The 20,446-nt window shown below is 36.8% G+C and carries 22 protein-coding genes; 11 read left to right on the top strand and 11 right to left on the bottom strand.

Translation table 11 applies throughout. The features are described from left to right. Positions 1-64: 64 nt before the first annotated feature. The 3 genes from V7O61_RS06545 (at position 65) to V7O61_RS06535 (ending at position 1,433) form a co-directional block, all read left to right on the top strand. Positions 65-316 (top strand): hypothetical protein, encoded by a 252-nt coding sequence (locus V7O61_RS06545; RefSeq protein ID WP_407282360.1) that lies wholly within the window; start codon positions 65-67, stop codon positions 314-316. A 296-nt stretch (positions 317-612) separates the two neighbouring features. Continuing rightward, positions 613-1,053, top strand: coding sequence for a hypothetical protein (locus V7O61_RS06540; protein WP_407282361.1), 441 nt, complete (start codon positions 613-615; stop codon positions 1,051-1,053). After that, a complete protein-coding gene (locus tag V7O61_RS06535) occupies positions 1,053-1,433 on the top strand; it encodes a hypothetical protein (RefSeq protein WP_407282362.1) in 381 nt (126 codons plus the stop codon). The genes V7O61_RS06540 and V7O61_RS06535 overlap by 1 nt, the downstream gene beginning before the upstream one ends. Positions 1,434-1,477: 44 nt before the next feature. On the opposite strand, the gene V7O61_RS06530 is transcribed toward V7O61_RS06535, so the two are convergent. From V7O61_RS06530 to V7O61_RS06520, 3 genes are all read right to left on the bottom strand, one after another. Continuing rightward, positions 1,478-1,930, bottom strand: a complete 453-nt coding sequence (locus tag V7O61_RS06530; protein ID WP_407282363.1) for a hypothetical protein — start codon at positions 1,928-1,930, stop codon at positions 1,478-1,480. Between the two features lie 463 nt (positions 1,931-2,393). Next, positions 2,394-2,888: a hypothetical protein gene (locus tag V7O61_RS06525; protein ID WP_407282364.1), complete on the bottom strand. Its 495-nt coding sequence runs from the start codon at positions 2,886-2,888 to the stop codon at positions 2,394-2,396. Positions 2,889-2,903: 15 nt separating this feature from the next. Next, positions 2,904-3,215, bottom strand: coding sequence for a hypothetical protein (locus V7O61_RS06520; protein WP_407282365.1), 312 nt, complete (start codon positions 3,213-3,215; stop codon positions 2,904-2,906). 357 nt (positions 3,216-3,572) lie between these two features. Between V7O61_RS06520 and V7O61_RS06515 the strand changes: the two genes are divergently transcribed. Both V7O61_RS06515 and V7O61_RS06510 read left to right on the top strand, forming a co-directional pair. Next, the gene (locus V7O61_RS06515) at positions 3,573-3,713 is read left to right on the top strand and encodes a hypothetical protein (protein ID WP_407282366.1); all 141 of its coding nucleotides are present in this window, start codon (positions 3,573-3,575) and stop codon (positions 3,711-3,713) included. Positions 3,714-3,717: 4 nt separating this feature from the next. Next, positions 3,718-3,975, top strand: coding sequence for a hypothetical protein (locus V7O61_RS06510; protein WP_407282367.1), 258 nt, complete (start codon positions 3,718-3,720; stop codon positions 3,973-3,975). A 24-nt stretch (positions 3,976-3,999) separates the two neighbouring features. On the opposite strand, the gene V7O61_RS06505 is transcribed toward V7O61_RS06510, so the two are convergent. Further along, positions 4,000-5,580 carry a hypothetical protein gene (locus tag V7O61_RS06505; RefSeq protein WP_407282368.1) on the bottom strand — a complete coding sequence of 527 codons (1,581 nt, stop codon included), beginning with the start codon at positions 5,578-5,580 and terminating at the stop codon, positions 4,000-4,002. A 20-nt stretch (positions 5,581-5,600) separates the two neighbouring features. Then, entirely contained in the window at positions 5,601-7,115 is a 1,515-nt protein-coding gene (locus V7O61_RS06500) for an SIR2 family protein (RefSeq protein ID WP_407282369.1), read from the bottom strand. A gap of 567 nt (positions 7,116-7,682) precedes the next feature. Between V7O61_RS06500 and V7O61_RS06495 the strand changes: the two genes are divergently transcribed. Next, positions 7,683-8,261 (top strand): tyrosine-type recombinase/integrase, encoded by a 579-nt coding sequence (locus V7O61_RS06495; protein ID WP_407282370.1) that lies wholly within the window; start codon positions 7,683-7,685, stop codon positions 8,259-8,261. A 263-nt stretch (positions 8,262-8,524) separates the two neighbouring features. On the opposite strand, the gene V7O61_RS06490 is transcribed toward V7O61_RS06495, so the two are convergent. Next, positions 8,525-8,974 carry a hypothetical protein gene (locus V7O61_RS06490; protein ID WP_407282371.1) on the bottom strand — a complete coding sequence of 150 codons (450 nt, stop codon included), beginning with the start codon at positions 8,972-8,974 and terminating at the stop codon, positions 8,525-8,527. Between the two features lie 388 nt (positions 8,975-9,362). On the opposite strand from V7O61_RS06490, the gene V7O61_RS06485 reads away from it, so the two are divergent. Both V7O61_RS06485 and V7O61_RS06480 read left to right on the top strand, forming a co-directional pair. Then, the gene (locus tag V7O61_RS06485) at positions 9,363-9,590 is read left to right on the top strand and encodes a hypothetical protein (RefSeq protein ID WP_288070073.1); all 228 of its coding nucleotides are present in this window, start codon (positions 9,363-9,365) and stop codon (positions 9,588-9,590) included. Positions 9,591-9,829: 239 nt separating this feature from the next. Beyond that, the gene (locus V7O61_RS06480) at positions 9,830-10,897 is read left to right on the top strand and encodes an exonuclease/endonuclease/phosphatase family protein (protein ID WP_407282372.1); all 1,068 of its coding nucleotides are present in this window, start codon (positions 9,830-9,832) and stop codon (positions 10,895-10,897) included. Between the two features lie 86 nt (positions 10,898-10,983). On the opposite strand, the gene V7O61_RS06475 is transcribed toward V7O61_RS06480, so the two are convergent. Then, positions 10,984-11,547 (bottom strand): flavodoxin family protein, encoded by a 564-nt coding sequence (locus tag V7O61_RS06475; RefSeq protein WP_245596136.1) that lies wholly within the window; start codon positions 11,545-11,547, stop codon positions 10,984-10,986. A 168-nt stretch (positions 11,548-11,715) separates the two neighbouring features. Between V7O61_RS06475 and V7O61_RS06470 the strand changes: the two genes are divergently transcribed. Beyond that, a complete protein-coding gene (locus tag V7O61_RS06470; RefSeq protein ID WP_407282373.1) occupies positions 11,716-12,069 on the top strand; it encodes a winged helix-turn-helix transcriptional regulator in 354 nt (117 codons plus the stop codon). A gap of 226 nt (positions 12,070-12,295) precedes the next feature. Further along, positions 12,296-13,066, top strand: coding sequence for a hypothetical protein (locus V7O61_RS06465; RefSeq protein WP_407282374.1), 771 nt, complete (start codon positions 12,296-12,298; stop codon positions 13,064-13,066). Positions 13,067-13,121: 55 nt separating this feature from the next. On the opposite strand, the gene V7O61_RS06460 is transcribed toward V7O61_RS06465, so the two are convergent. From V7O61_RS06460 to V7O61_RS06445, 4 genes are all read right to left on the bottom strand, one after another. After that, positions 13,122-14,402 carry an NCS2 family permease gene (locus V7O61_RS06460; protein WP_407282375.1) on the bottom strand — a complete coding sequence of 427 codons (1,281 nt, stop codon included), beginning with the start codon at positions 14,400-14,402 and terminating at the stop codon, positions 13,122-13,124. A gap of 180 nt (positions 14,403-14,582) precedes the next feature. Continuing rightward, the gene (locus V7O61_RS06455) at positions 14,583-14,783 is read right to left on the bottom strand and encodes a hypothetical protein (RefSeq protein WP_288070068.1); all 201 of its coding nucleotides are present in this window, start codon (positions 14,781-14,783) and stop codon (positions 14,583-14,585) included. Positions 14,784-15,175: 392 nt separating this feature from the next. Then, complete coding sequence (locus tag V7O61_RS06450) at positions 15,176-16,498, bottom strand: serpin family protein (RefSeq protein WP_407282376.1); 1,323 nt, start codon at positions 16,496-16,498, stop codon at positions 15,176-15,178. Positions 16,499-16,565: 67 nt separating this feature from the next. Further along, complete coding sequence (locus V7O61_RS06445; protein WP_288070066.1) at positions 16,566-17,186, bottom strand: LysE family translocator; 621 nt, start codon at positions 17,184-17,186, stop codon at positions 16,566-16,568. A gap of 194 nt (positions 17,187-17,380) precedes the next feature. Here V7O61_RS06445 and V7O61_RS06440 point away from each other — a divergent pair, with 194 nt between their 5' ends. After that, positions 17,381-20,359 (top strand): PAS domain S-box protein, encoded by a 2,979-nt coding sequence (locus tag V7O61_RS06440; protein WP_407282377.1) that lies wholly within the window; start codon positions 17,381-17,383, stop codon positions 20,357-20,359. Positions 20,360-20,446: the final 87 nt, after the last annotated feature.

The following is a 20,446-nucleotide window of genomic DNA, read 5'->3' as shown; positions in this document are numbered from 1 at the left end:
TATACCTGAGCCTGATTGTGTTTTTGTAGAAATGTATTTAAATGAATTAGTGTAATTTGCTTTTATGGTACAAACAGAAAATGAACTTGACTCGGAAATACTCGCATGGATTTCATCAAGTCTTGATGAGTTGGAATCGAGATGGGATTCCTTGCCACATGAGCGAAAATCTATCATCCTTGGTGTAATCGATGATGCCATGATGGATGTGAACGATGATGCCCTCAGTGACGGATTATTGGACAGATTAGTGGAACTAGAGGAAAGGTCGGAGGAAGAAGCCTGCCACCAGACAGCATTGCCAGCGAATTCCTGACCAGCACTTTATTCACACCGACATTGTAATGACTTAGAGTGCACGGATTTTGAGCCGAGACCATATACAAATTATTTTTATTCGTGAGACCAAATATTAAAGGGTCACTCACACCGCCCGCCACACCCCCTAGGGTGCTTTCACTCAACTTCGGCATCCTACGTGATGCCGCCGTTTCACCTCACCACAAATAGGACTGCAATTTTCTTATTTTGAATTCATAAATCTTTATATACTCTTTTGCCAAACTCATCACATAGTATACAAAAGATATCCAACGCCGCCGAGGTGATTTCATGAAAATCAAGATAATAACACTGCTGTTATTGTTGCTTTTGACACCAATTGCAGCGGCTGATAATGAAAGTATCATCAAGCTCAATCCTACGGACGAGTTCGCCGGATTCCTTGAGAACTCCGATGACCTGCCAATAGGCGAAACTGCGAGTATCAAGATATTCTCGAATCCGGTCAATTGGCTCGTGATTATTGCATCGTATTTGGGTGCTCTGAAGGTCTCATACACCCTTAGTGACGAACTTGATGAGTGTATCATCAATACGGTCATATGTGGCTCTATCGGCTGGATTTTGCCCTGTATAGTGCTCATTGTAGGTCTGAATCCATTCATCCTTAACAATATTCTTGGGTCAGGCTCAGTGTTCCTTGGAGTGCTTGAATTCTTGATATTTGGAGCAATTACAGCAGCGGCAGGAAGTATAGCGAGGTATTTCTAATGACAAGAAAACAAACTAAGTCGAATAGCTCAAGAAATCGTACAGATGATGAAATCTATGGATACTTAATCAAGGGTAGCGTATTGGTTTTTGCTCTGACAGCCCTTGCCTATTTCCTTGATATCGTGAGCTTTTGGAGAGGGACAGGCATTACAATCATTGTAATCGCAATCAACGTCCTGTTTAATATTCTCACGGATGATGATTTCGATGCCGGACGGCTCATAGGCGGAATTATAGGTTTTGGTGTTGGCATAGTGCTGACCGTGACCGTTTCACCCATCACGACACCTGTAGGACTTGCCATGATTGCCTATACTGCCTATCGCCTTGGATGGTTGGGTGAAGATACAGGAAAGAAACTCAGCGGTGGCAAATAAGCCACCGACCATTATTTTAAAGTCAAATAATGCAAAAATAAGTATCAGTTGCGTAATTGGCCTATTAACTCATCGATGTGAGCTTTCATCTCGATTAGTTTGGTGTATTTTGTTTCATCGATGTCTAAGAGTACCTTTTGATGCATTTCATCTTCGAACTGCTTCATGTATTCATCGGTGGTCGGACAAATAGTGTCTCGGAATTCTTTGCTAAAATTCAAAGTTGCATTGATTCTTAAAAGTCCATTCATCCTCTCTAACATACCATTTATCATGGCACACATCCATCCTCGATAGAACTCATCGTTCAGGAACAGTTCAGCGTCCACGTTGAACGAATTGATATCAGTATTAATCAGCATCCTTAATTCATTCTCGATATCCTCTATTTTGCCTTTAGACACGACATTTCGAGGGAATTTGCTGCATTTGATATGTTCTTTTCTCAAGTTGTTATACTCACTCTGATTTGGATTCTGATATGCTTTGACACTCATCACTTTTTGTCACCCTCGTAAATTGATGTATTTTACAGTCATAATTATATGTAAATCACTTATATTTCTTGTGACGTTTCCTGATTTTAGCTTGAAAGATGAATGTTTCAATCATCGGGATTTTGCACGTTTTTGCCTTTCACGTGTCTGCTTTCGCATACGATGCTTATAGTTGTCCCGGAAAATTGGCTCTGATTGGTCCATGAATGAAAGTATATAGTCCTGTATATATGTCACTGAGCCAAGTGATGTGAAAGTATTCCACCCTATCAGATTGATTCACTCATTTCTCAGTCTGCACGGTCCAAAATCCCGGCTGTCATGGATATAACTTAGACTTTACTGTATGTACTCGTACCCTAACATCATTTAAAGTAAACTGTCTAGTAAGAATTCTACCAAACAACCGGTAAGAAAGAAGCCACATACTATTTGTTTTGCATTATTTTGAATTTAGATGTTATCATCTTAAATGTGACAATATTTGAAGGGATAGATAAAATGGATTATTATAATCTTTAGTAGTGACTTTGGCTTTCTCTTTTAATTCATTAATACAATCCTTATATTTTGAGTTTACAATCGCTTCAAGACCTTTTGTTTCAAGTATTTCAATTTCATTTGTCAAGTATCCTTTTGGAACATAAGGAGACCAAAACATATAGTGAACATTGAACTTTAATTGAAGCTTAGAAGCATATTCCTGCATATTAATGAATTTGTTATTTAGTTTAGCAATTGTGTTTTTATTCCCTTTTCCGTAATTGAAACCGTTAAGGTGAGTACTGACTTCACAAAGATATGCATCAAAGGATGTTAAATTCAAAGCCAAAACATCAAATTCATTCATCCCTTTCATTCCGTTATCAGTATTCTTAACATTGTAATTTACAACATCACAGTCTTTTACTACTTGTAAATAAGCCCCTGCAACATATTCCCCAATGTTTGTTTTCATCCAATCCCTCAGCACTCATTGAATCTTTGTAAGCTTGTACTTTATTGGTTCTTCAATGACCACCAATTTTGCTCTTTTGATATTGTTTTCATCAATCCATTCATGTAGATAATTAGTTCCTTTCACATTTTTGTTATCATAGGCTGTCCTTAAATGCTTACATTTAGAAAAAAATGAGTCAGGTAGATGAGAATAGAATGTTTTGCCATCAATTTCAATCTCTATGTCCCTATTAGTTTCATCGAACAAATTATGTACATCTTTTCCAATTTCAACTTGATATCTTTTATTTGGACCATACCAGCTTATCCCACAATCACGATACATTTTGAACACCTTATGCTCTATATTGTTCAAGAATTCAGATAAATCCTGCTGTCTGTGGAGATTTCAGGCACTTTTCCTTGCATTGATACCTTGGGACATCCGAGGCCCTCAAAACCAACATTCAAAACATTCGAAATCGTGTCATGAAGTCGATGGATGTTGTTTTTGTGGTTCATTGTTGTCCTTGTTGTTCTGTGTAGTCAGGTGTTGTAGCTGTTGTAAGTGTCTTCATTGTAGTCAATGACAACACAGACATACACACGGTCTTATTGCGTGCGATAAAATCTTAAAAACGAGAACAGAAGCATTTGTGAGTGGTGCACTATTGATATATTGGATGGTGACCTATATAACACCATGACCAAGGAAAACAAAAAATCGATAACTCCAGAAGGACACAGCACCGGCTGTTTGCCTTCTGATGCTGAATTCGAGCGACTGATGCCTATTGTTTTGAGTGAAAACTCAGAACTTATTGAAGCTCTTGCAAAGAAGTGATGCAATGTTACATGATAACGAAATTGAATTCAAAATTTCAACCCTGCCACGTGGAAATGGGGCTTTGGGGCCTGATTTCACGGCTACGATGCACGACGTCTACGAAAGTATGGAGCCCTTAATGGATGCGTTGAGGAAAGGTTACTGTATTGATGGCAGGTCATTCCGCATAGGTGAAGAGCATCTTTTGCCATCTGATGAGCTTGCATGGTTGAATCAGAAGCTTGTAGAGCGTCATTGTTTGCCTGTTGATAGGTACTAATTCGATGCTAACAAGGGTGTTATCTTATTCTTGATGTGTATTAAAAAGTATCCAGTACAAAGCATCAAAAAGTAAAACAATTCTGATTGCATTTGCACGGGTATTGAAACTGACATCAATTCCATGCAAAGAGCCATGACGACTTAAGCAATCGGTAGAACTTTCCCACTTTTTAGATACATAAAGGTTGCAGTTATTTAAGAAAAATACGGCATAACTAAGCATTAATTTGGTTAATGCTCCAATTTCATATTTCTTAGAAATGAGTTCTTCAAATTCCTTGCACCTTTGTTTCCAGTCTTTGGCCTTTCCGTCATCTTTCAATCCCATATCATTTTGAACAAGTTTATCAGTAATGATTCCTTCTACTTGTGACATCAATAATGTGATGACACTTCCATAAAGTTCATTTTGAAAGGCTTTATTTGCTTCCTCTAGTATGCTTTTTCGTTTCTCAAAACCATCGAATACTATCCATCTATCAAATAGTACTGAAACATCACCATTAGTGATTATCCTTGACATTTCATCATCAAGTACACTTCTGCTCATGTCATTTTCAATCAGAGAACACAATGATGCCATTTTCTTCGATTTGAGTCCTATTGTGAAAGGGATATCATATTTGGATAATTCAGGTATTACTAAGCTTAAATGTCCAAATTGTCCAGTCAAAATATGCTGCAAGTGGCCATTAGCCAACCAATTCCCTTCTTCTTCCCATTCACTTTTATCAAAATCATCATGATTTGGTCTGAAGTTTGCGAATACTGAAAACTGTTTTCCATTTTTACTTAATATAAAATAACCTACAGGTTCATTGTTTATGGTTGGAGCTTCAATTGGACCATAATCCGCTAGCATATCTAAAGAAACTTCACCGCCTTTTTGCACAGAAAAGCCTGGTTTTATCCTTACCCTACCTTTTAAAGAGCATTCTTCATTGAATTGAAAGTTGACTCCATTGTCATTATCAAATACAACAATAAATTTTTTGAATGGATAAGGAGCTGGTATACCAGTCTCTTTGCGTCTTTTCATTTCAGGTATTATCCATATTTCCCATACATGATTTAATAGATTTGAAATAGCCTGAAGTTCTTCACCACTTCTTACAAGTGGTCTTCCTAAATTATCGGTTACCAAGTAAAATTTGGTATGAACATTTACTTGTGTACCTGCGGGGATTGGTTCAAGCTCGATTTCACCAGTGGAAGGTGCCCATTTGATAGAAATAATTTGTTCATAAGGGTCTATTTCAGGAACAGTTTCATGAGGGTATATTTCTTTGAAATCAATAATCGGTCCATCCTCCAATTTCGTTGCATAACCTTCATGAATCAAGATAGCACCAACATAGGATGCAGTAGCAGTCCCAGTTACATTCTCTTGGAGCCATTCACCGACACTGCCTTTGGGTGGATTGACCCTTGATGTACCGATGTTCACAGATTTCCCTCTGAAATGAGTAAGAAGCTGTGAGTACTGTTCAGATGTTATGCGAATCGGATGATTATTTATTCCATAATAGATTGTAGTGCCATTAGCAACTGAACCATCATATTTGAATTCACTTTTTTTTGCCCATGTAGGTAATGTTTTCATTATGCCTCTTGTTGATAATCTCAGAAATCGCAGGTTAATTCTCTTATCTTATCACAATGTTTTCGGATTTTTCCACCGCCAAGATAACCTATATTATCTCTTTTATAATCAGGCCGCATTTCCAATTTGTACCAATTAGAATCAATCCTATAGATTGAATATTTGTGAACATCATTAAGTGGACTGTTCCTATCTTCAAGTACCGCAATCACACTAGTAACCCTGTCTAGTACATCATGTAAAGCTCCTATTCTGTTAGTGCCAATATGAGCACTTTTTATCAAAACTCTTTGTCCATTTAACATAGCTTCGTTACTATCATTTTCAGTATCAAGTAATGAAGTACCTAACAGTTTTGCAGCAAGTTCAGCCATTCGATGTCCAAAAGTATTTCCCGCTCTTCCCGATTCAAGTGTTTGTCCCATACTTGTTTCCCCTCTGCTTCTTGATAAATAGTTTTCAGATTGCAATACAAAATCCTCAAAACCCATATGAAGGTATTCAACATCACCAAATAGCCTCTGATATCTCCTATGTGTATAACCATCCCTACTATCAATGTTAACAACGATTATTTTTGGTTCATTTCCATTCTGTCTAAACAATGACTTTTTCAGCAAGTATTGAATATGAATGTCAGCTTCCGGCATTGAATAGCCAATAAAGTAAACTCTAGTTGCATTTTGAAGTATCTTCTCAGCTTGGAGCCAAATGGATACAAGGAAAGGATTATCATAAGCTTTTGTGAACGTTGGTGGTACTATGATTGGTTTTTGTTCAGATTTACCTTTACAAGAAGGAGAATCGCAATGTTCTGAATGAGTATAGATTTTCATAACACCTTTTTCCTTTGGTGTTATTTTTATTGAATTGCATGTTTGACAATATAGCCAATTTAAGCTACCATGTAATTTGAACAAAAATACTTTTTTTTCACGAGGAATGTACCAAGTATCTTTATCTTCTCGTTTATTTTCATGCCTTTTCTCTTGATTTCTAAAACGGAATCCATAATCAAGGTCAATTGGAGTATTACCTTCACCAAGATTAGTTAAAGCATTGTCCAATAATATGTCATAATTTAAACTAATGAAACTGTATTTTTCCCATTGATTTCGATGTCGAAATAGTCTCATTATAAATTCATTGTGATTGTCTGGCGTCCATCCCTCTTTCAATTTTTCATATAATACTGCACAAACACAATAAATCAAATTATCTCTTAGGACAGTAAGTTTATTCAAGTCCCAGTAAGAAGATATGTTTTCCTGCTTTTGCAATGCAATATCAATTGGTCCAAGAACCTCTTCAAAAGTGGGGATATTTGAATTGTCGTAGTTATTGTGGTAAATATCTTTTAGATATTTTTTAACCATATCCACCCTTTCATAATTATGACTTCCTTCATCATGATGAAGTTTAAAGGACTCCTTCAACAAGTCATTAGTACCAACAGCACCTTCAGATATGGACGCCCCTGCTCCAAAGAAGAAAACAACTTTTTCTTCATTCCTATTTCTTACCCCATCATTCATAATGTAGATTATATTGAACAATGGTATTTACATGTGCCTAAATAATTTTACTTATTGTTCACATCCCTTTTGATAAGCTAAAGCTTTCCTGATAGTAGGATTCTTGGCAGTATGTAGAAAGTTATATTCCACCTTTTTAGACGCAAGTATCAATTAGAAAAATAGTTACCTTAAAACTTCACTTTCTTCTTAATATTACCTACGCTTGAAACCGTCTTCTATTTTTTTGCCTGTACTCTTTTTTATTTTGAAAGCATCTTCTATTTTTTCAGCTTGACTTTTTTCTCTCTTCTTTGCCATGTCAATAACTCCATTTAAATAACGACATTTTCGTCCATTCCATTTATATTTAGTCTACATGATTCCTAGCATGATTATAAAGAAAACATACTTCCTTTATACTATATAGTTCTCAAACTTCAATGCAACAGAAGGTACATTATGTTGCATTTTTGAATTAAGGTTGATTTTGCGTGTTTTTTAAAACCCGGATACCTGAGAGCCTTTAATTTTTGAATTAAAGGACGTAGGAAACGTTTTTAATGTAGTTGTTGCATTTTTGAATGTATGTACTCGAAAGAATGGCTAAGGCCGGAAGAGATTGAGTCAATGCTCGCATTGCCAAATCTCGAAGAAAAATACGAGATATGGCTATTGCTTCTTTATGTCCCGGCTCTGAGGGTCACAGAGGCTTGCAACGTAAGACTACGAGACCTTGACCCGGTATCCGAATCCATTGATGTTTGGCGAGGAAAGGGAAAAAAGGGATACATGGAAAAAGTGCCATGTGACACTATGACCTTGAAAAAAATCATCAGGTATTGTCAGCACAGCAACTTGAAACCCTCGGACTATGTGATGTTCAGCAACAAATCACCCCAAGTTCACCGTTCTCATGTATACAAAACTGTGAACAAGATACTGCATGAAGCCAATATTGACAAGAAATGCGGAACCCATACATTCCGCAGAAGCCGAGCACAGCACATGCTCGATGCTGGCCTGCCTCTTGTATACGTTTCTAAGTTATTGCGACACAAAAACCTGTCAACCACTATGCATTACTTGAATGTCTCAGTGGCAGACATACAGCGTGAAATGAGCAAGATTGAAGACCCAATGCTCAAAATTAGTGCTGTGATTTGAGGTCGTGCCGAGGGTGTCAAATTCGCCCTGTGAGCATCTTTTTTTGATTGCGTGAAGGTTGGTTGCTTCATTGACTTGTAGGTCTTAGAATCGAGTTTTGAGCTCGATTTTTGCACTTTTTGTTAAAAAACCCGAAAACCTTATGAGGTATACGGGTTTTAGTTAGATTATTAGGCATTCATTAGACTGAGTTTAGTCACATTATAATGGCATTTAATCTTATATTAGTATCGTATCCATATGTTCTATTTAATCAACAGGAATCATGCGGGTGGATAATTAAAACAATGAATCGTTTCCGTAGAGGTCATATTTATGCATTTAATAATTTCAATTCCAGTGATTTCTTCTTTAGTTGAATTCTCAGAATTGATTAAAATACTGCCTTCAATCGACACAACCGAACCTGCGGGAACATACCGTTCAATTTCACTGATTAATGACTGCTGAGTTGAAAGTATTCTGGAGTCAGAAGAAAGAACAGGTTCGATAGTATTTACATAGATATCTTCGTTGCCACTATTGTAAAACGTCATGTTGTAGTTATATACTTCAGTAAAGCTATCGTTTCCAGAGTGACCGGACATAACGCTCTCCACAAAAATCAGACCTTCCACCGGTACAGGACCACATGAAAGAGAGCTTACACTAAGTCCTATCAGAACTCCTATAAAAAGAAGTATTGACCCATGCAGAAATCTTTTGTCTATCATTCTTGCCTCCTTTTTCAGATATTTAGTACATTAACTTTCATAAATATGAATTTTCAGTCTTAAACGACTTGGTAAAATAGAGTATTGTTCCATGGAGCAATGGGAGCCTGTGTTCTCAAAATATCAAAAACTGGTTGGTATGGTACAATAATGAGACGATGGTGGTAATTTCAGCTCCCATTGTCTTAGTAACTATATGAAAGACATACTATATAAAATATGACAGGACTAGTCTAAAAAATATAAAATTGAAAATAATAATGTATCGAAATGGAATTCAAAGGAGAACACAAGGAATATAAACGTGAACATAAATATATAAAATTTGAAAATATATTAATTAGTACACTGTACTAAAATTATCAAAATCACAATTAGGAGAAGAAAAATGGACTGTAGGACATGTAGCTATAAAAAAAATATTCCCCTATTTTCTAAATGTGCAGGTGTTCCCGGAAGAACAAGGGTTGGAACTGCATATTACTGTAGCCATCCGGATATGCAAAACCCGGTACCAGTAATTGTTTCTGAAAATATTCTAGAAGGTTGTCCTGTTGACAACAATCACCTTGAACTCAAAAAAGAACTGGAAGAAGCAGGGATTATTGAATCCTGAGTTTTAAAAACACATCGAATTATCGCTTTTTTACCAGAATAATTCTTTTTTTGAAAAATAACTTTCAGCAAATCCCTGTAACCTACATATCTGAGTCTTTTAAAAGATTCAGATATCCGCATTTTCGGATTTTTTATATTCAACAGTTCTTAAAAAATATGCAATTGACCTATTTAGAGAAACTATAAGTATAAATCAATAGCAACCAATCATATGATATTCAAAAGGAGTATCATACGATGCATAAACCGAATATTATACTTTTTATTACACTTGTTACATTAATTATATTAGCCTGTGTAAGTTCAGGATGCCTGTCTGACCCGGAATCTAAATTGCCTGAAACTATGGTCATAAATGACCATGAAAATACAAACAACATTAGTGACATTACAGAAAATAATACAATTGCCGATGAATATAGCAATGACCATAAGAACTTCAGTGAAGAATCGCAACTTACTTCCGTAGGAGATATTGAAGAAAACACAAACATTGAAACTGCTCCTGAACCGGAACCGGTTACAAATAATGTGGAAATGCTGAAAATAGGTTCTTTCAACATCCAGGTATTTGGAGTAACAAAAGCAGGAAAAACAGAAGTTATGGAAACCATTGTAAAGATAGTCCATGACTATGACATTATTGCAATACAGGAAATAAGAGACGCATCTCAGACAAGCTTACCCGCACTTATGGACATGGTGAACTCTGATGGGTATCAATACGATTATGTAATCAGTGAGAGACTTGGAAGAACATCCTCAAAAGAGCAATACGCATACATATTCAATACTGATACTGTTGAAATTACCGGTGATCCTCAGACGTATCCCGAAGCAAATGGAACAGACCCATTCCACAGGGAACCTTTTATTGCAGCTTTCAGTTCCACAGAAGGTAACTTTGACGCAGTCCTTATGGTGATTCACACTGATCCCGATGAAGCCACTGAAGAAATTAATGCGCTGGATGACGTTCTGGAATATTCACAAAATGAGTATCCTTATGAAAAGGATTTTATTATCCTTGGGGATCTGAATGCAGACGGTTCCTATTTTGATGAGGATTCAACAAATGATCTCGATACATATGAATGGATAATAAACAACAGTGTAGATACAACTACAAAATCCACTGATTACAGTTATGACCGTATAATCCTGACTGACAGTTCAGACTTCACAGGCAATAGTGGTGTTTTCAGGTTTGATCTTGAATACGGACTTGATTATAATGAAACTGTGGCAGTATCTGATCACTACCCGGTTTATGCGGAATTTATTGCAGTAAATGACGAGGATTAAAACCGCAAAAAAGATTTTTCAGTAAAAAACCTGAATTTAGAAAAAGGGACATGCAGGATGCATGTCCTTTAGGAATACAAAATCAATTAAGCAAACAGCTGGGTTCCTGCGGTTTTAGCCTGGCCCATAAGCTCTGCATTTTCTTTTGCCTCACCAGGTGCATGGTGTCCGACATCTACAAAGGTACCTTTAACTTCCATTCCAAACATCTGGAGTATCTGGCCAAATTCTTCAAAGACTCCCTTGAAAGCATCTGGTTCCGGGTTGCCCTGTGCACTTACAATAATAGCCTTCTTTCCAGCCTCGATACGGGGTGTGAAATCAGGATTTACAAGTGCCCAGCAGCGGTCAATTACCTGACGCATCTGGCTTGTGAACTGGAAGAAATAAATTGGGGAGCCGAATACAAAGCCATCCGCATTTTTAAGAGCATCGTAGACTTTAGACATGTCATCTTTTAGTTTGCATGCATCAACTTCCCTGCAGTATGTGCATCCCTGGCATCCTTTTATGTTCATTTCATTAATGTAGAATTTCTCCACATCTGCTCCTGCTTCTGCAGCTCCGTCAAGAACCTGCTGGACAAGTACGTCGGTGTTACCGTTCTTTCTTGGACTTCCTACAAAACCTACTACTTTCATTTTGACCATTTCCTTTAAGCTTGAATCGTAAATTACTGTAAAATATTCAAAATGTAGATGTGTATGCACTATATTTATACCGCATACAGTCTTTTTTGATAGTCACTAACAAAAAGTATAGTAATAATAACATCAAGAAAAGGACAAGAAATAAAGAAAACAAAGAGGAGGGAAAACATGGAAAATACTAAAAAAACAGACTGTGGATGCCCTGTGGAAGCAACACTTGGCGTTATTGGAGGAAAATGGAAACCACTTATACTCTGGCAGCTAAAAGAAGATGTTCTTCGCTACAATACACTTCAGCAGATGTTACCCGGCATATCCCCCCGTATGCTGACAAAACAACTTCGTGAACTGGAAGATGATGGAATTGTGAACCGCAAAATGTACCCTGAAATACCTCCCAGAGTCGAGTATTCACTCACAGATTTCGGAAAAACCATCATCCCTGTACTTGAAGCCCTGGCACAGTGGGGACTAACATATATGGACATACAGCAGGACAGAAAATGCGAAGTGAGAAAATAGTTATAAATTGATTTATATATACACCACAAATTATTAAATGCATTAAATATAATATAGCAATGGTATAGTGAATTTTAGTTCTGAGGTGTGGCTTCTTTCTCTGAATCCTCCTAGTTGTCCTCACCCGTCTTAAGCGGTACCCACACCTCAGAAGAATTTACCATGACATTATTTAGACTGGAAAAATATTTTATTTCTTAAAGCATTCTTCTCATGGGTTGCCAATATGAAGATCAAAATGCTGTTAACATTGTTCACATGTATTTTTCTTGCAATATCACTTGCTCTGATATCCGGTTGTGTTGAAGATACGGATGAGACAAAAGAAACTGAAGATCCTGTTGTAGTTGTGAATGAAACTGAATTTGAACAAATAATGGAAGAAGCTAACACAGCTTACGTTAATGCGCTTATATCAACCAGCCAGAAGAACGTAAACGCATCACAATCCTCCATTAATGAACTGGTGAACAAGTTGAGCTATGTATATGATACATACGGAGAAAATCCTCCTGAAATGTATTCTGAAGACAGGAATTGGGAAATAGAGATCAAAAGGTCAGTGCTGATAGCAAAGCATTCACAGGAGATGCTTGAAGAGGGAGATATAGAAGCTTCCCATGAGGGACTTGAACCTATGAGGGATCTTTTCTTCAGTCTGCATGAAAGAAACAACGTTCTGCATATGGGAGATTATCTTACTAGATTCCATATGAACATGGAGGAAGCAATTGACGCTGCAAATGTAAATGATACAGAAACAGTTAGCTCATATATTCCAACTCTTAAAAGTGAATGGCAGGATGTTAAAAATGCAGAAAAACCACCAAGCGCAGATGATAATTACAACCAGTCACTGGCAACTGTAGATACTGCAATAGAAGTTCTTGGAGAATCTGCATCAACCGGAAATTCCACACTGTTGAAGGAAGATGCTGAAAAGCTCAGGCTTGCGTTTGCAAAAGTATTTGCAAAATATGGTGTTGTAATATCCTGAAAGAAAATGAAAAAGGAAGAAAATAAAACGTGCAGATTTTATGCACTTTGATTCCTCAATAAGGGTAGAAGATAAAGAACATTGAACACAGGATAAAAAGTCCCCATGCAATCGGTTTAACTTCACTGCCTTTTCCACTTATGAGTTTGAGCAACGGGAACAGAACAAAACCTGCACAAAGACCCACTCCTAGATTGTAGGTAAAACTCATAAGAACTATTACTGCCATTGCAGGTATCATCTCTGTGAGGTCTTCCATATCTATTTTTTTAATTGCACTCATCATCATAAGACCTACGACTATCAATGCAGGTGCAGTTGCCGCGGAAGGTATAGCTGAGAACAACGGAGAAAAGAAAAGTCCCATGGCAAAAAGTATAGCAACAACAACTGCAGTTAAACCTGTTCGACCACCTTCTTCAATACCGGCAGCAGATTCAATGTAAGTTCCTGTAGTTGTTGTACCTGCAAGAGCAGCAAAGACTGTTGCAAGGGAGTCTGCCAGAAATGGTTTGTCGAGGTCGTGAAGATTTCCCTGCTCATCCATGAAACCTGCTTTCATTGAAACACCGACCAGAGTTCCCATTGTATCCATGAGGTCCATTGTGAACATGGTAAGTATCACAGCAAAAAAGCCCCAGGTGAGTGCACCTGTAATATCAAGCTGAAGGAGTATTGGTGCGATGCTTGGTGGCATACTGATCACCTGTTCAGGTGCCTGTGCAACACCCAGAATGAATCCAAATATTGCCGTTACAAGGATGCCAATGAGAATGGAACCTTTAACGTTCTTTATCATTAGCACACTTATCAGGAGAAAGCCGAAAAGTGCAAGAGCAACAGGTATTGTGTTGAGAGCCCCCACATGCAGAGGAGCTCCTTCGACTCCAAGCGCCACTATTTGTGCATTAACAAGTCCGATAAAAGTAATAAAAAGACCAATACCAACAGCAAAACTGTATTTGAGATTGTCAGGGACAGCATCTATCATTTTCCCCCGCAGGCCTGAAAGTGTCAGAACCGTAAAAAGCACACCACTTATGAATACAGCTCCAAGGGCTGTCTGCCATGAGTATCCTAACACACCTACAACTGTGTAGGCAACAAAAGCATTCTCACCCATATAAGGCGCAATTGCCAGTGGTTTTTTGGCATAGATACCCATTATCAGTGTTCCAAATATCGCAGACAGAATTGTTGCAACCATTGAAGGACCAAATGGTATTCCAGCAGCTTCCAGAATTGCAGGATTTACTACAATAATGTAGGCCAGTGTCATGAAAGTTACAACTCCGGCCATAATTTCTGTCTTTACATCAGTACCATGTTTTTTCAATTCAAAAAAATCTTCCAGTAAGTTTCCTATTTTAAAACCCCCTCAGAATAAGTCAATAATATAAAATACCTAATTTTTAATTGATAGAGACTAATATATAAATATGTTTATTGGAGATAGAAATACAACAAAAAAATAACACTAAAGAAATAGGTTTCCTGTGAATACAGGAAAACGACATTATTCTATGATCATAGAACCGGTTGGCATCATGTCATCCGGCGGTGCAACACCGTGTTCTGCCCTGTAAGCCTTTCTTTTGCATACATCCATTTTTGGTCCTTTGCAATACATGGCAATGAAACCACTGCATGCTGCCTGTTTAGCATTCTGGTATTTGTTGAAGAAACCACATTTTGAAAGTAATTCGCATTCTGTCATAGAAACTCCCTCACATATGATATATAGAAATAATTATATAATGAACCATATATATGTTTTGATAACGGCGTTAACTTATTGCTAAATATAGAGATGGAAATTTTAATTTTTGAAAAAGATAATATTTAAATAAGGATTTTTAACAGGATTTTTTAATTATTTGGCACGAACAAAAATGTTTATTCCATAAAATCAACTTAAAAGTTACTTCAATTTCAAAGCATTAGCACGTTACGGCACTTAGTTGGTTAATGTTAACCAGCCTTAGCTGTTGACTGAACGGCTAAACCTTCACAGATGAGGATTTACTTAAACTTACAAGTTCATATATATTGCAAATTTAAAAAATAGTACAGGAGGAATTTCCCTCCATGTATTCTTTTTAATTCATATCAGGAATTTGAAGGATCCTCAACCTTACCCATAAAAAGAATACATCCGGTTCTACTGTCTTCAATGAAGAAGAGGAACGGATGATTTATCTTAAGCTGAATATCAGTTTCCAGTGCTTCTTCTTCCACCTCTACTATTGTTGCAGCAGCAGCTTCAGTTCCTTTCTCATTAACACCTATATATGCCTGATGTACTACATCTGATATCGACAGACTCATGTCGGACATCCCAGAGAAATCTGCCACATCAGACTGGAAAGCGTCGACAACTCCCATATCCTGCAGAGGTTCATTAAGCTGTGCCTTTGTCTCAAAATTATATTTGGGCATCCACAAATCCAGAACATAATCCTTATTCATACTATCTTTTAACTCATCGTAGTTATCAAGAGTGAAATTGCTTTCAAATTCATCAATATTGTTTTCAGCCGGAAGGACCACATACATACTGAGATCATTCCCTTTGTAAGGTAATTCAAGTATACTGGCCCTTTCGTCTCCAAAATAGTTGAACTTTCCAGCTACATACATGGTATCAACTTCTTTTACCGATAAACTGGAAAGTGTAAATGATCTTTTTCTGGTACCAGCCTCTTCAAATTCTGTCATCCATTTACCATTGAAATAAACGGCATTTGTAATCACAAGCCTTGTATCAGGACTCAGGCTTCCTTCTGCCAGAAGATCAACAATCTTATTATTGGTCTTATTTTCTATCCATTCATTAATAATAAGCCTTGAATTATCAGTTTCATCTATAAAATCCAGGGACTGAACTTTGCCACCATAGTAAGTTTCGGCATTGTTGACATACTGACTCTTTAATGTGTAATCTTCCTGAACCCAGAGAGCATTGGCAGTGTTCAGAATATACTGGTCATTTTCTGAATTGATAGTGACTATCATGTTCTGAGAACTGTTCTCAAGAACCTGTTTATCGAGAGGATAGTAGAACACATCTGAAAGTTGTTTCTGCGTAGAACCTGCAGAACCATCATAACAGATAGCCATAGCAGTGAAGATGCTATAAGGGGAAAATATGGTATTAGCATCATTTTTGATTTTGTCATACATATCAAAGGCAAAGGCATTGTTTGCAGTGGCAATATCAAATTCTTCTGCGGAATTGGCATTTGTCTTTTCTTCAGTCATCGTATCCGTGGTCAGATTATCAGCAATGTCATACTCTTCTGAAGAGTTTGCATTTGTTTCTGTGATGGTTTCTTCCTCCGTAGTAGAATCAGAAACCGTACTGTCTATGCAACCAATGCCTGAGAATATCAGGCATATTAGTAATACAATAGTTAATTTCAAATAAGCCATAATAGAAAATTATTCATAAGTTACTTAAAAATATTTAATATCGAGCATATTTATATAAACATTAATACTAATTCAGCAACTCCAATCCTTGTTTCAGGAAATAGAATGCGAAGACCATATAAACAATTCCCAATGAGCGAATTGTATATAGATAATACTTGCTTTTCAAAAATCCTCTTGATTTTCCCACCATCATTGCAATAACGATTTTAGACCCGACAAGCAAAGCATAAAATCCTGCAATGAAAAATATAGCTGAAAAAGTACTTGCTTCCTGGGCTTTGAAAAGTATTGGCCCGCCTATTGCAATCCAGAAAAGGTATGGATGAGGACTGAGGAAATTGGCAATAATTCCTTTCTTTAAAGAATCAGGTTTTTGTGTATCAAGCTTAAGATTAACACTCTTTGTTTTTAAGGATGAAATTCCAAGGGAAATCAGATAAAGGGAACCTGCCAGACTGATTAATGCAATAACGGGATCGTAATTCTCAAATTTCAGAAGGAAAAGCAGGATTATGGAAACTATAAGAATATCTGTTATAAACGGGGACACTGCAACCTTAATTCCTGCATGTGAACCATGCTTAAGTGATTCAGAAATAGTCATGGCCAACAGCGGACCCGGCGATATACCGGATGCAAATCCCAGAAGTATTCCGGATATCATAAACTCATTTATCAGAACCATATCTCAAATGCGTATTGATTTTAAATGTTTAAAGCTGTTGATTCAAAATTTTATTTCACCGCACCTGTACAAAATATACAGAATGTTAGCAGTGAATAATATATATTTAATACATATATATTAAGTAAGAACTATGATTTGAAAAAATCTCATAATAAGAAAATTAAAAATGCTGATATCAGGAATACGAATAAATGAGTATGATGGCAAATTTTAAATCGAACAAATACCTGGCACTAAAAGTTGCACTTTTCTACATATTTATGGCCACTTTATGGATACTGGGCTCGGATACTGTACTTAGCTGGATAGTAACAGATCCTGACATGTATATGCAATTCCAGACCTATAAAGGAATGTTCTTTGTCATTGCAACAGGTTTCTTGATTTTTTTGTACCTGAATCCTAAAATAAAAGATTTCAATAAGTCAAGAATTAATTTACTTGAAACAGAATCTCTGCTCAAAAAAAGACTGGATTATGAACTGACAACAATCGAATGTATGCGACTGCTTCAGGAACCTGGAGATATTGATGAAATTATGCCACGTATACTGAAAAAAATCCATCATACTGTAAGCAATAGCAGAACCTACATATTCAGAAATGAAGAAGATACAGAACTGGGTCTGTGCATGTCCCAGGTATATGAAGAAGTTTCAGAGGGTATTGAAGCCCAGATAGATAACCCTGAGCTGCAACATCTTCCATATTCAGAAGGCGCTCCGACACTTCTGGAAATAATAGTATCAGGTCAAAATTACTCACATATTGTTGAAGAACTCGAAGAACCTGAAAAATCTATTCTTAAAGATCAGGGAATCCTTGCTATATTGATAATACCGATTTTCTCAGGAGAAAAACTCTGGGGATTTATAGGCTTTGATGACTGCGTTGAAGAGCGCAGGTGGCATAAAGACGATGTGAATCTGCTTAGGGTTGTTGCCGATGGTATTGGTGAAGCTATTTTACGTAGAGACTCTGAAAGAGAACTAATAGATAGTGAAGAAAGATTCAAAGCACTACATAATGCCTCTTTTGGTGGTATTGTAATACATGATAAAGGATTCATTGTAGATGTTAATCAGGGATTTTCAGATATAACCGGTTATTCGCATGATGAACTCATTGGAATGAGCAATTATACCTTAATTGCGGAAGATTGCAGAGAAACTGTAAGGAAGAACATAAATTCAGGATATGAAGAGCCTTACGAAATTACCATGTTAAGAAAAGATGGTACTACTTATCCTGCAAGGATACAGGGTAAAATAATTCCTTACAAAGGACAATACTTCAGAGTTGCAGAAATTAAAGATATAACTGAACAGAAACTATCAGAAGAACTACTTCGTGAGAGTGAGCAGAAACAGGCTGCTATGATAGAAAACATTTCAGATGTTATTGCAATTGCAGACCGGAACGGAATAATCAGATACAAAAGTGCCAACGTTGAAAAATGGTTTGGCTGGAAACCTGAGGAGCTTATTGATACTGACCTATTTGACAAAATTCACCCTGATGAACAGGAAAATACAAAAGACTTTTTCCTGAATATCTTAGACAATAAAAGAGATACTTTTTCCTCAAAGATAAGATACCAATGTAAAGATGGTACATATAATTGGATAGAATTTACCGGAAGAAACCTTCTGGATGATCCTATTATTCAGGGAATATTATTCAACTACCATGATATCACTGAAAAGAAAGAGGCTGAAGATGCACTCCTGGAAAGTGAAAAGAAGTTCCGTACATACATAGAGAATGCTCCTTACGGAATTTTGATCGTGGATGAGAATCAGAAGTTTGTAGAAGTGAACGAAACCATATGCATTATGACTGGCTACCGTGTGGATGAACTCATCGGGATGGACATGTTTAGCAGAGTAGCTCCTCAGTCCAGAGATGAAGCTGTGAAGGGATACCACAAACTAATTACAACAGGTTTTGTCAGTGAAGAATTACTCATCAACCGCAGGATAGGAACTAATTTCTGGATGAGGGTTGATGCGGTAAAACTGTCAGATACCAGATCTATCCTGTTTGCAAGGGATATCACTGAGAGAAAGAATGCCGAGAATGCGGTTCTGGAAAGTGAGAGGAAATTCCGCACATATATAGAGAATGCACCATATGGAATATTCATCGTTAATGAGAAAAACGATACCTTTGAAGAAGTGAATGAAACTGCCTGTATCTTAACGGGATTTTCAGAAGAAGAACTGCTGAAAATGAATGTTTATTCACGTGTAGCTCCTGAATCACAGTATAAAGGTATTCAGGGTTATCATGAGTTGAAATCGAAAGGTTTCTCCAGTGTAGAGTTAAAGATTCTGCAAAAAAATGGTAATGGTGTCTGGATGAGAATTGATTCAGTCAGACTATCTAACGGCCGTTTTATTATGTTTGCCAATGATATTACTGAAAGAAAAGATGCCGAGTTCTCACTCATTGAAGCAAAAATGCTTGCTGAAGAGAACAACAGGATGAAATCCGAATTCCTTGCCAATATGAGCCATGAACTAAGAACACCACTTACAGCAATTATTGGTTTTTCAGATGTATTGAATGATGAGATATTCGGAGAACTTAATTATAAGCAAAAAAGACATGTTAAGCATATAAATAACGGTGGAAGACACCTTTTAGATCTTATTAATGATGTTCTTGACCTGTCAAAGGTGGAAGCAGGAAAAATGGAGCTGAACCGTGAAGTATTCAGCATTTCAGATCTTTTAGGGGATATCAGGGAATCTATATCCCCAATGGCGTTAAAGAAGAATATAGATCTTGAAATAACCAATCATATTGAAAGTCAGGAAATATCTGCTGACAAAATGAAACTTAAACAGATACTGCTAAACCTGCTTAGCAATGCCATTAAATTCACCCCTGATAATGGTAAAGTTTCAGTAACAGCAATAAAGGAAGACAGTGAGATAAAAATATCAGTTTCTGACACTGGAATTGGAATTCCGGAAGATATGCATGAAAGCATTTTCAGTCCTTTCACACAGGTAGATTCTTCAAACAAAAGGGAATATGGCGGAACCGGTCTTGGACTGGCACTTGTTAAACAGTTTGTAGAGATGCATAATGGTAGTATCTGGCTTGAGAGTAATGAAGGTGAAGGCAGTACATTTGTATTTACAATTGAAGACCTTAATTAAAATAAAACCATTTTAGTAACTGTAAATCAATAAACTTCATAATAATTAATTTGTTTCACAACAGATTTTCAGGTTTAAAGCAGGATA

It is taken from the genome of Methanolobus sp. WCC1 (assembly GCF_045690315.1).
GTDB classification, from domain to species: domain Archaea; phylum Halobacteriota; class Methanosarcinia; order Methanosarcinales; family Methanosarcinaceae; genus Methanolobus; species Methanolobus tindarius.
The sequence above is the reverse complement of the archived record's forward strand: the minus strand, read 5'-3'. Positions and strand labels throughout refer to the sequence as shown.

What these genes read in the sequence shown, in the direction of transcription:
- V7O61_RS06545 (WP_407282360.1), top strand. Translation starts at nt 65, where the DNA reads ATGGTACAAACAGAAAATGAACTTGACTCGGAAATACTCGCATGGATT.
- V7O61_RS06540 (WP_407282361.1), top strand. Translation starts at nt 613, where the DNA reads ATGAAAATCAAGATAATAACACTGCTGTTATTGTTGCTTTTGACACCA.
- V7O61_RS06535 (WP_407282362.1), top strand. Translation starts at nt 1,053, where the DNA reads ATGACAAGAAAACAAACTAAGTCGAATAGCTCAAGAAATCGTACAGAT.
- V7O61_RS06530 (WP_407282363.1), bottom strand. Translation starts at nt 1,930, where the DNA reads ATGAGTGTCAAAGCATATCAGAATCCAAATCAGAGTGAGTATAACAAC.
- V7O61_RS06525 (WP_407282364.1), bottom strand. Translation starts at nt 2,888, where the DNA reads ATGAAAACAAACATTGGGGAATATGTTGCAGGGGCTTATTTACAAGTA.
- V7O61_RS06520 (WP_407282365.1), bottom strand. Translation starts at nt 3,215, where the DNA reads ATGTATCGTGATTGTGGGATAAGCTGGTATGGTCCAAATAAAAGATAT.
- V7O61_RS06515 (WP_407282366.1), top strand. Translation starts at nt 3,573, where the DNA reads ATGACCAAGGAAAACAAAAAATCGATAACTCCAGAAGGACACAGCACC.
- V7O61_RS06510 (WP_407282367.1), top strand. Translation starts at nt 3,718, where the DNA reads ATGTTACATGATAACGAAATTGAATTCAAAATTTCAACCCTGCCACGT.
- V7O61_RS06505 (WP_407282368.1), bottom strand. Translation starts at nt 5,580, where the DNA reads ATGAAAACATTACCTACATGGGCAAAAAAAAGTGAATTCAAATATGAT.
- V7O61_RS06500 (WP_407282369.1), bottom strand. Translation starts at nt 7,115, where the DNA reads ATGAATGATGGGGTAAGAAATAGGAATGAAGAAAAAGTTGTTTTCTTC.
- V7O61_RS06495 (WP_407282370.1), top strand. Translation starts at nt 7,683, where the DNA reads ATGTACTCGAAAGAATGGCTAAGGCCGGAAGAGATTGAGTCAATGCTC.
- V7O61_RS06490 (WP_407282371.1), bottom strand. Translation starts at nt 8,974, where the DNA reads ATGATAGACAAAAGATTTCTGCATGGGTCAATACTTCTTTTTATAGGA.
- V7O61_RS06485 (WP_288070073.1), top strand. Translation starts at nt 9,363, where the DNA reads ATGGACTGTAGGACATGTAGCTATAAAAAAAATATTCCCCTATTTTCT.
- V7O61_RS06480 (WP_407282372.1), top strand. Translation starts at nt 9,830, where the DNA reads ATGCATAAACCGAATATTATACTTTTTATTACACTTGTTACATTAATT.
- V7O61_RS06475 (WP_245596136.1), bottom strand. Translation starts at nt 11,547, where the DNA reads ATGGTCAAAATGAAAGTAGTAGGTTTTGTAGGAAGTCCAAGAAAGAAC.
- V7O61_RS06470 (WP_407282373.1), top strand. Translation starts at nt 11,716, where the DNA reads ATGGAAAATACTAAAAAAACAGACTGTGGATGCCCTGTGGAAGCAACA.
- V7O61_RS06465 (WP_407282374.1), top strand. Translation starts at nt 12,296, where the DNA reads ATGAAGATCAAAATGCTGTTAACATTGTTCACATGTATTTTTCTTGCA.
- V7O61_RS06455 (WP_288070068.1), bottom strand. Translation starts at nt 14,783, where the DNA reads ATGACAGAATGCGAATTACTTTCAAAATGTGGTTTCTTCAACAAATAC.
- V7O61_RS06450 (WP_407282376.1), bottom strand. Translation starts at nt 16,498, where the DNA reads ATGGCTTATTTGAAATTAACTATTGTATTACTAATATGCCTGATATTC.
- V7O61_RS06445 (WP_288070066.1), bottom strand. Translation starts at nt 17,186, where the DNA reads ATGGTTCTGATAAATGAGTTTATGATATCCGGAATACTTCTGGGATTT.
- V7O61_RS06440 (WP_407282377.1), top strand. Translation starts at nt 17,381, where the DNA reads ATGAGTATGATGGCAAATTTTAAATCGAACAAATACCTGGCACTAAAA.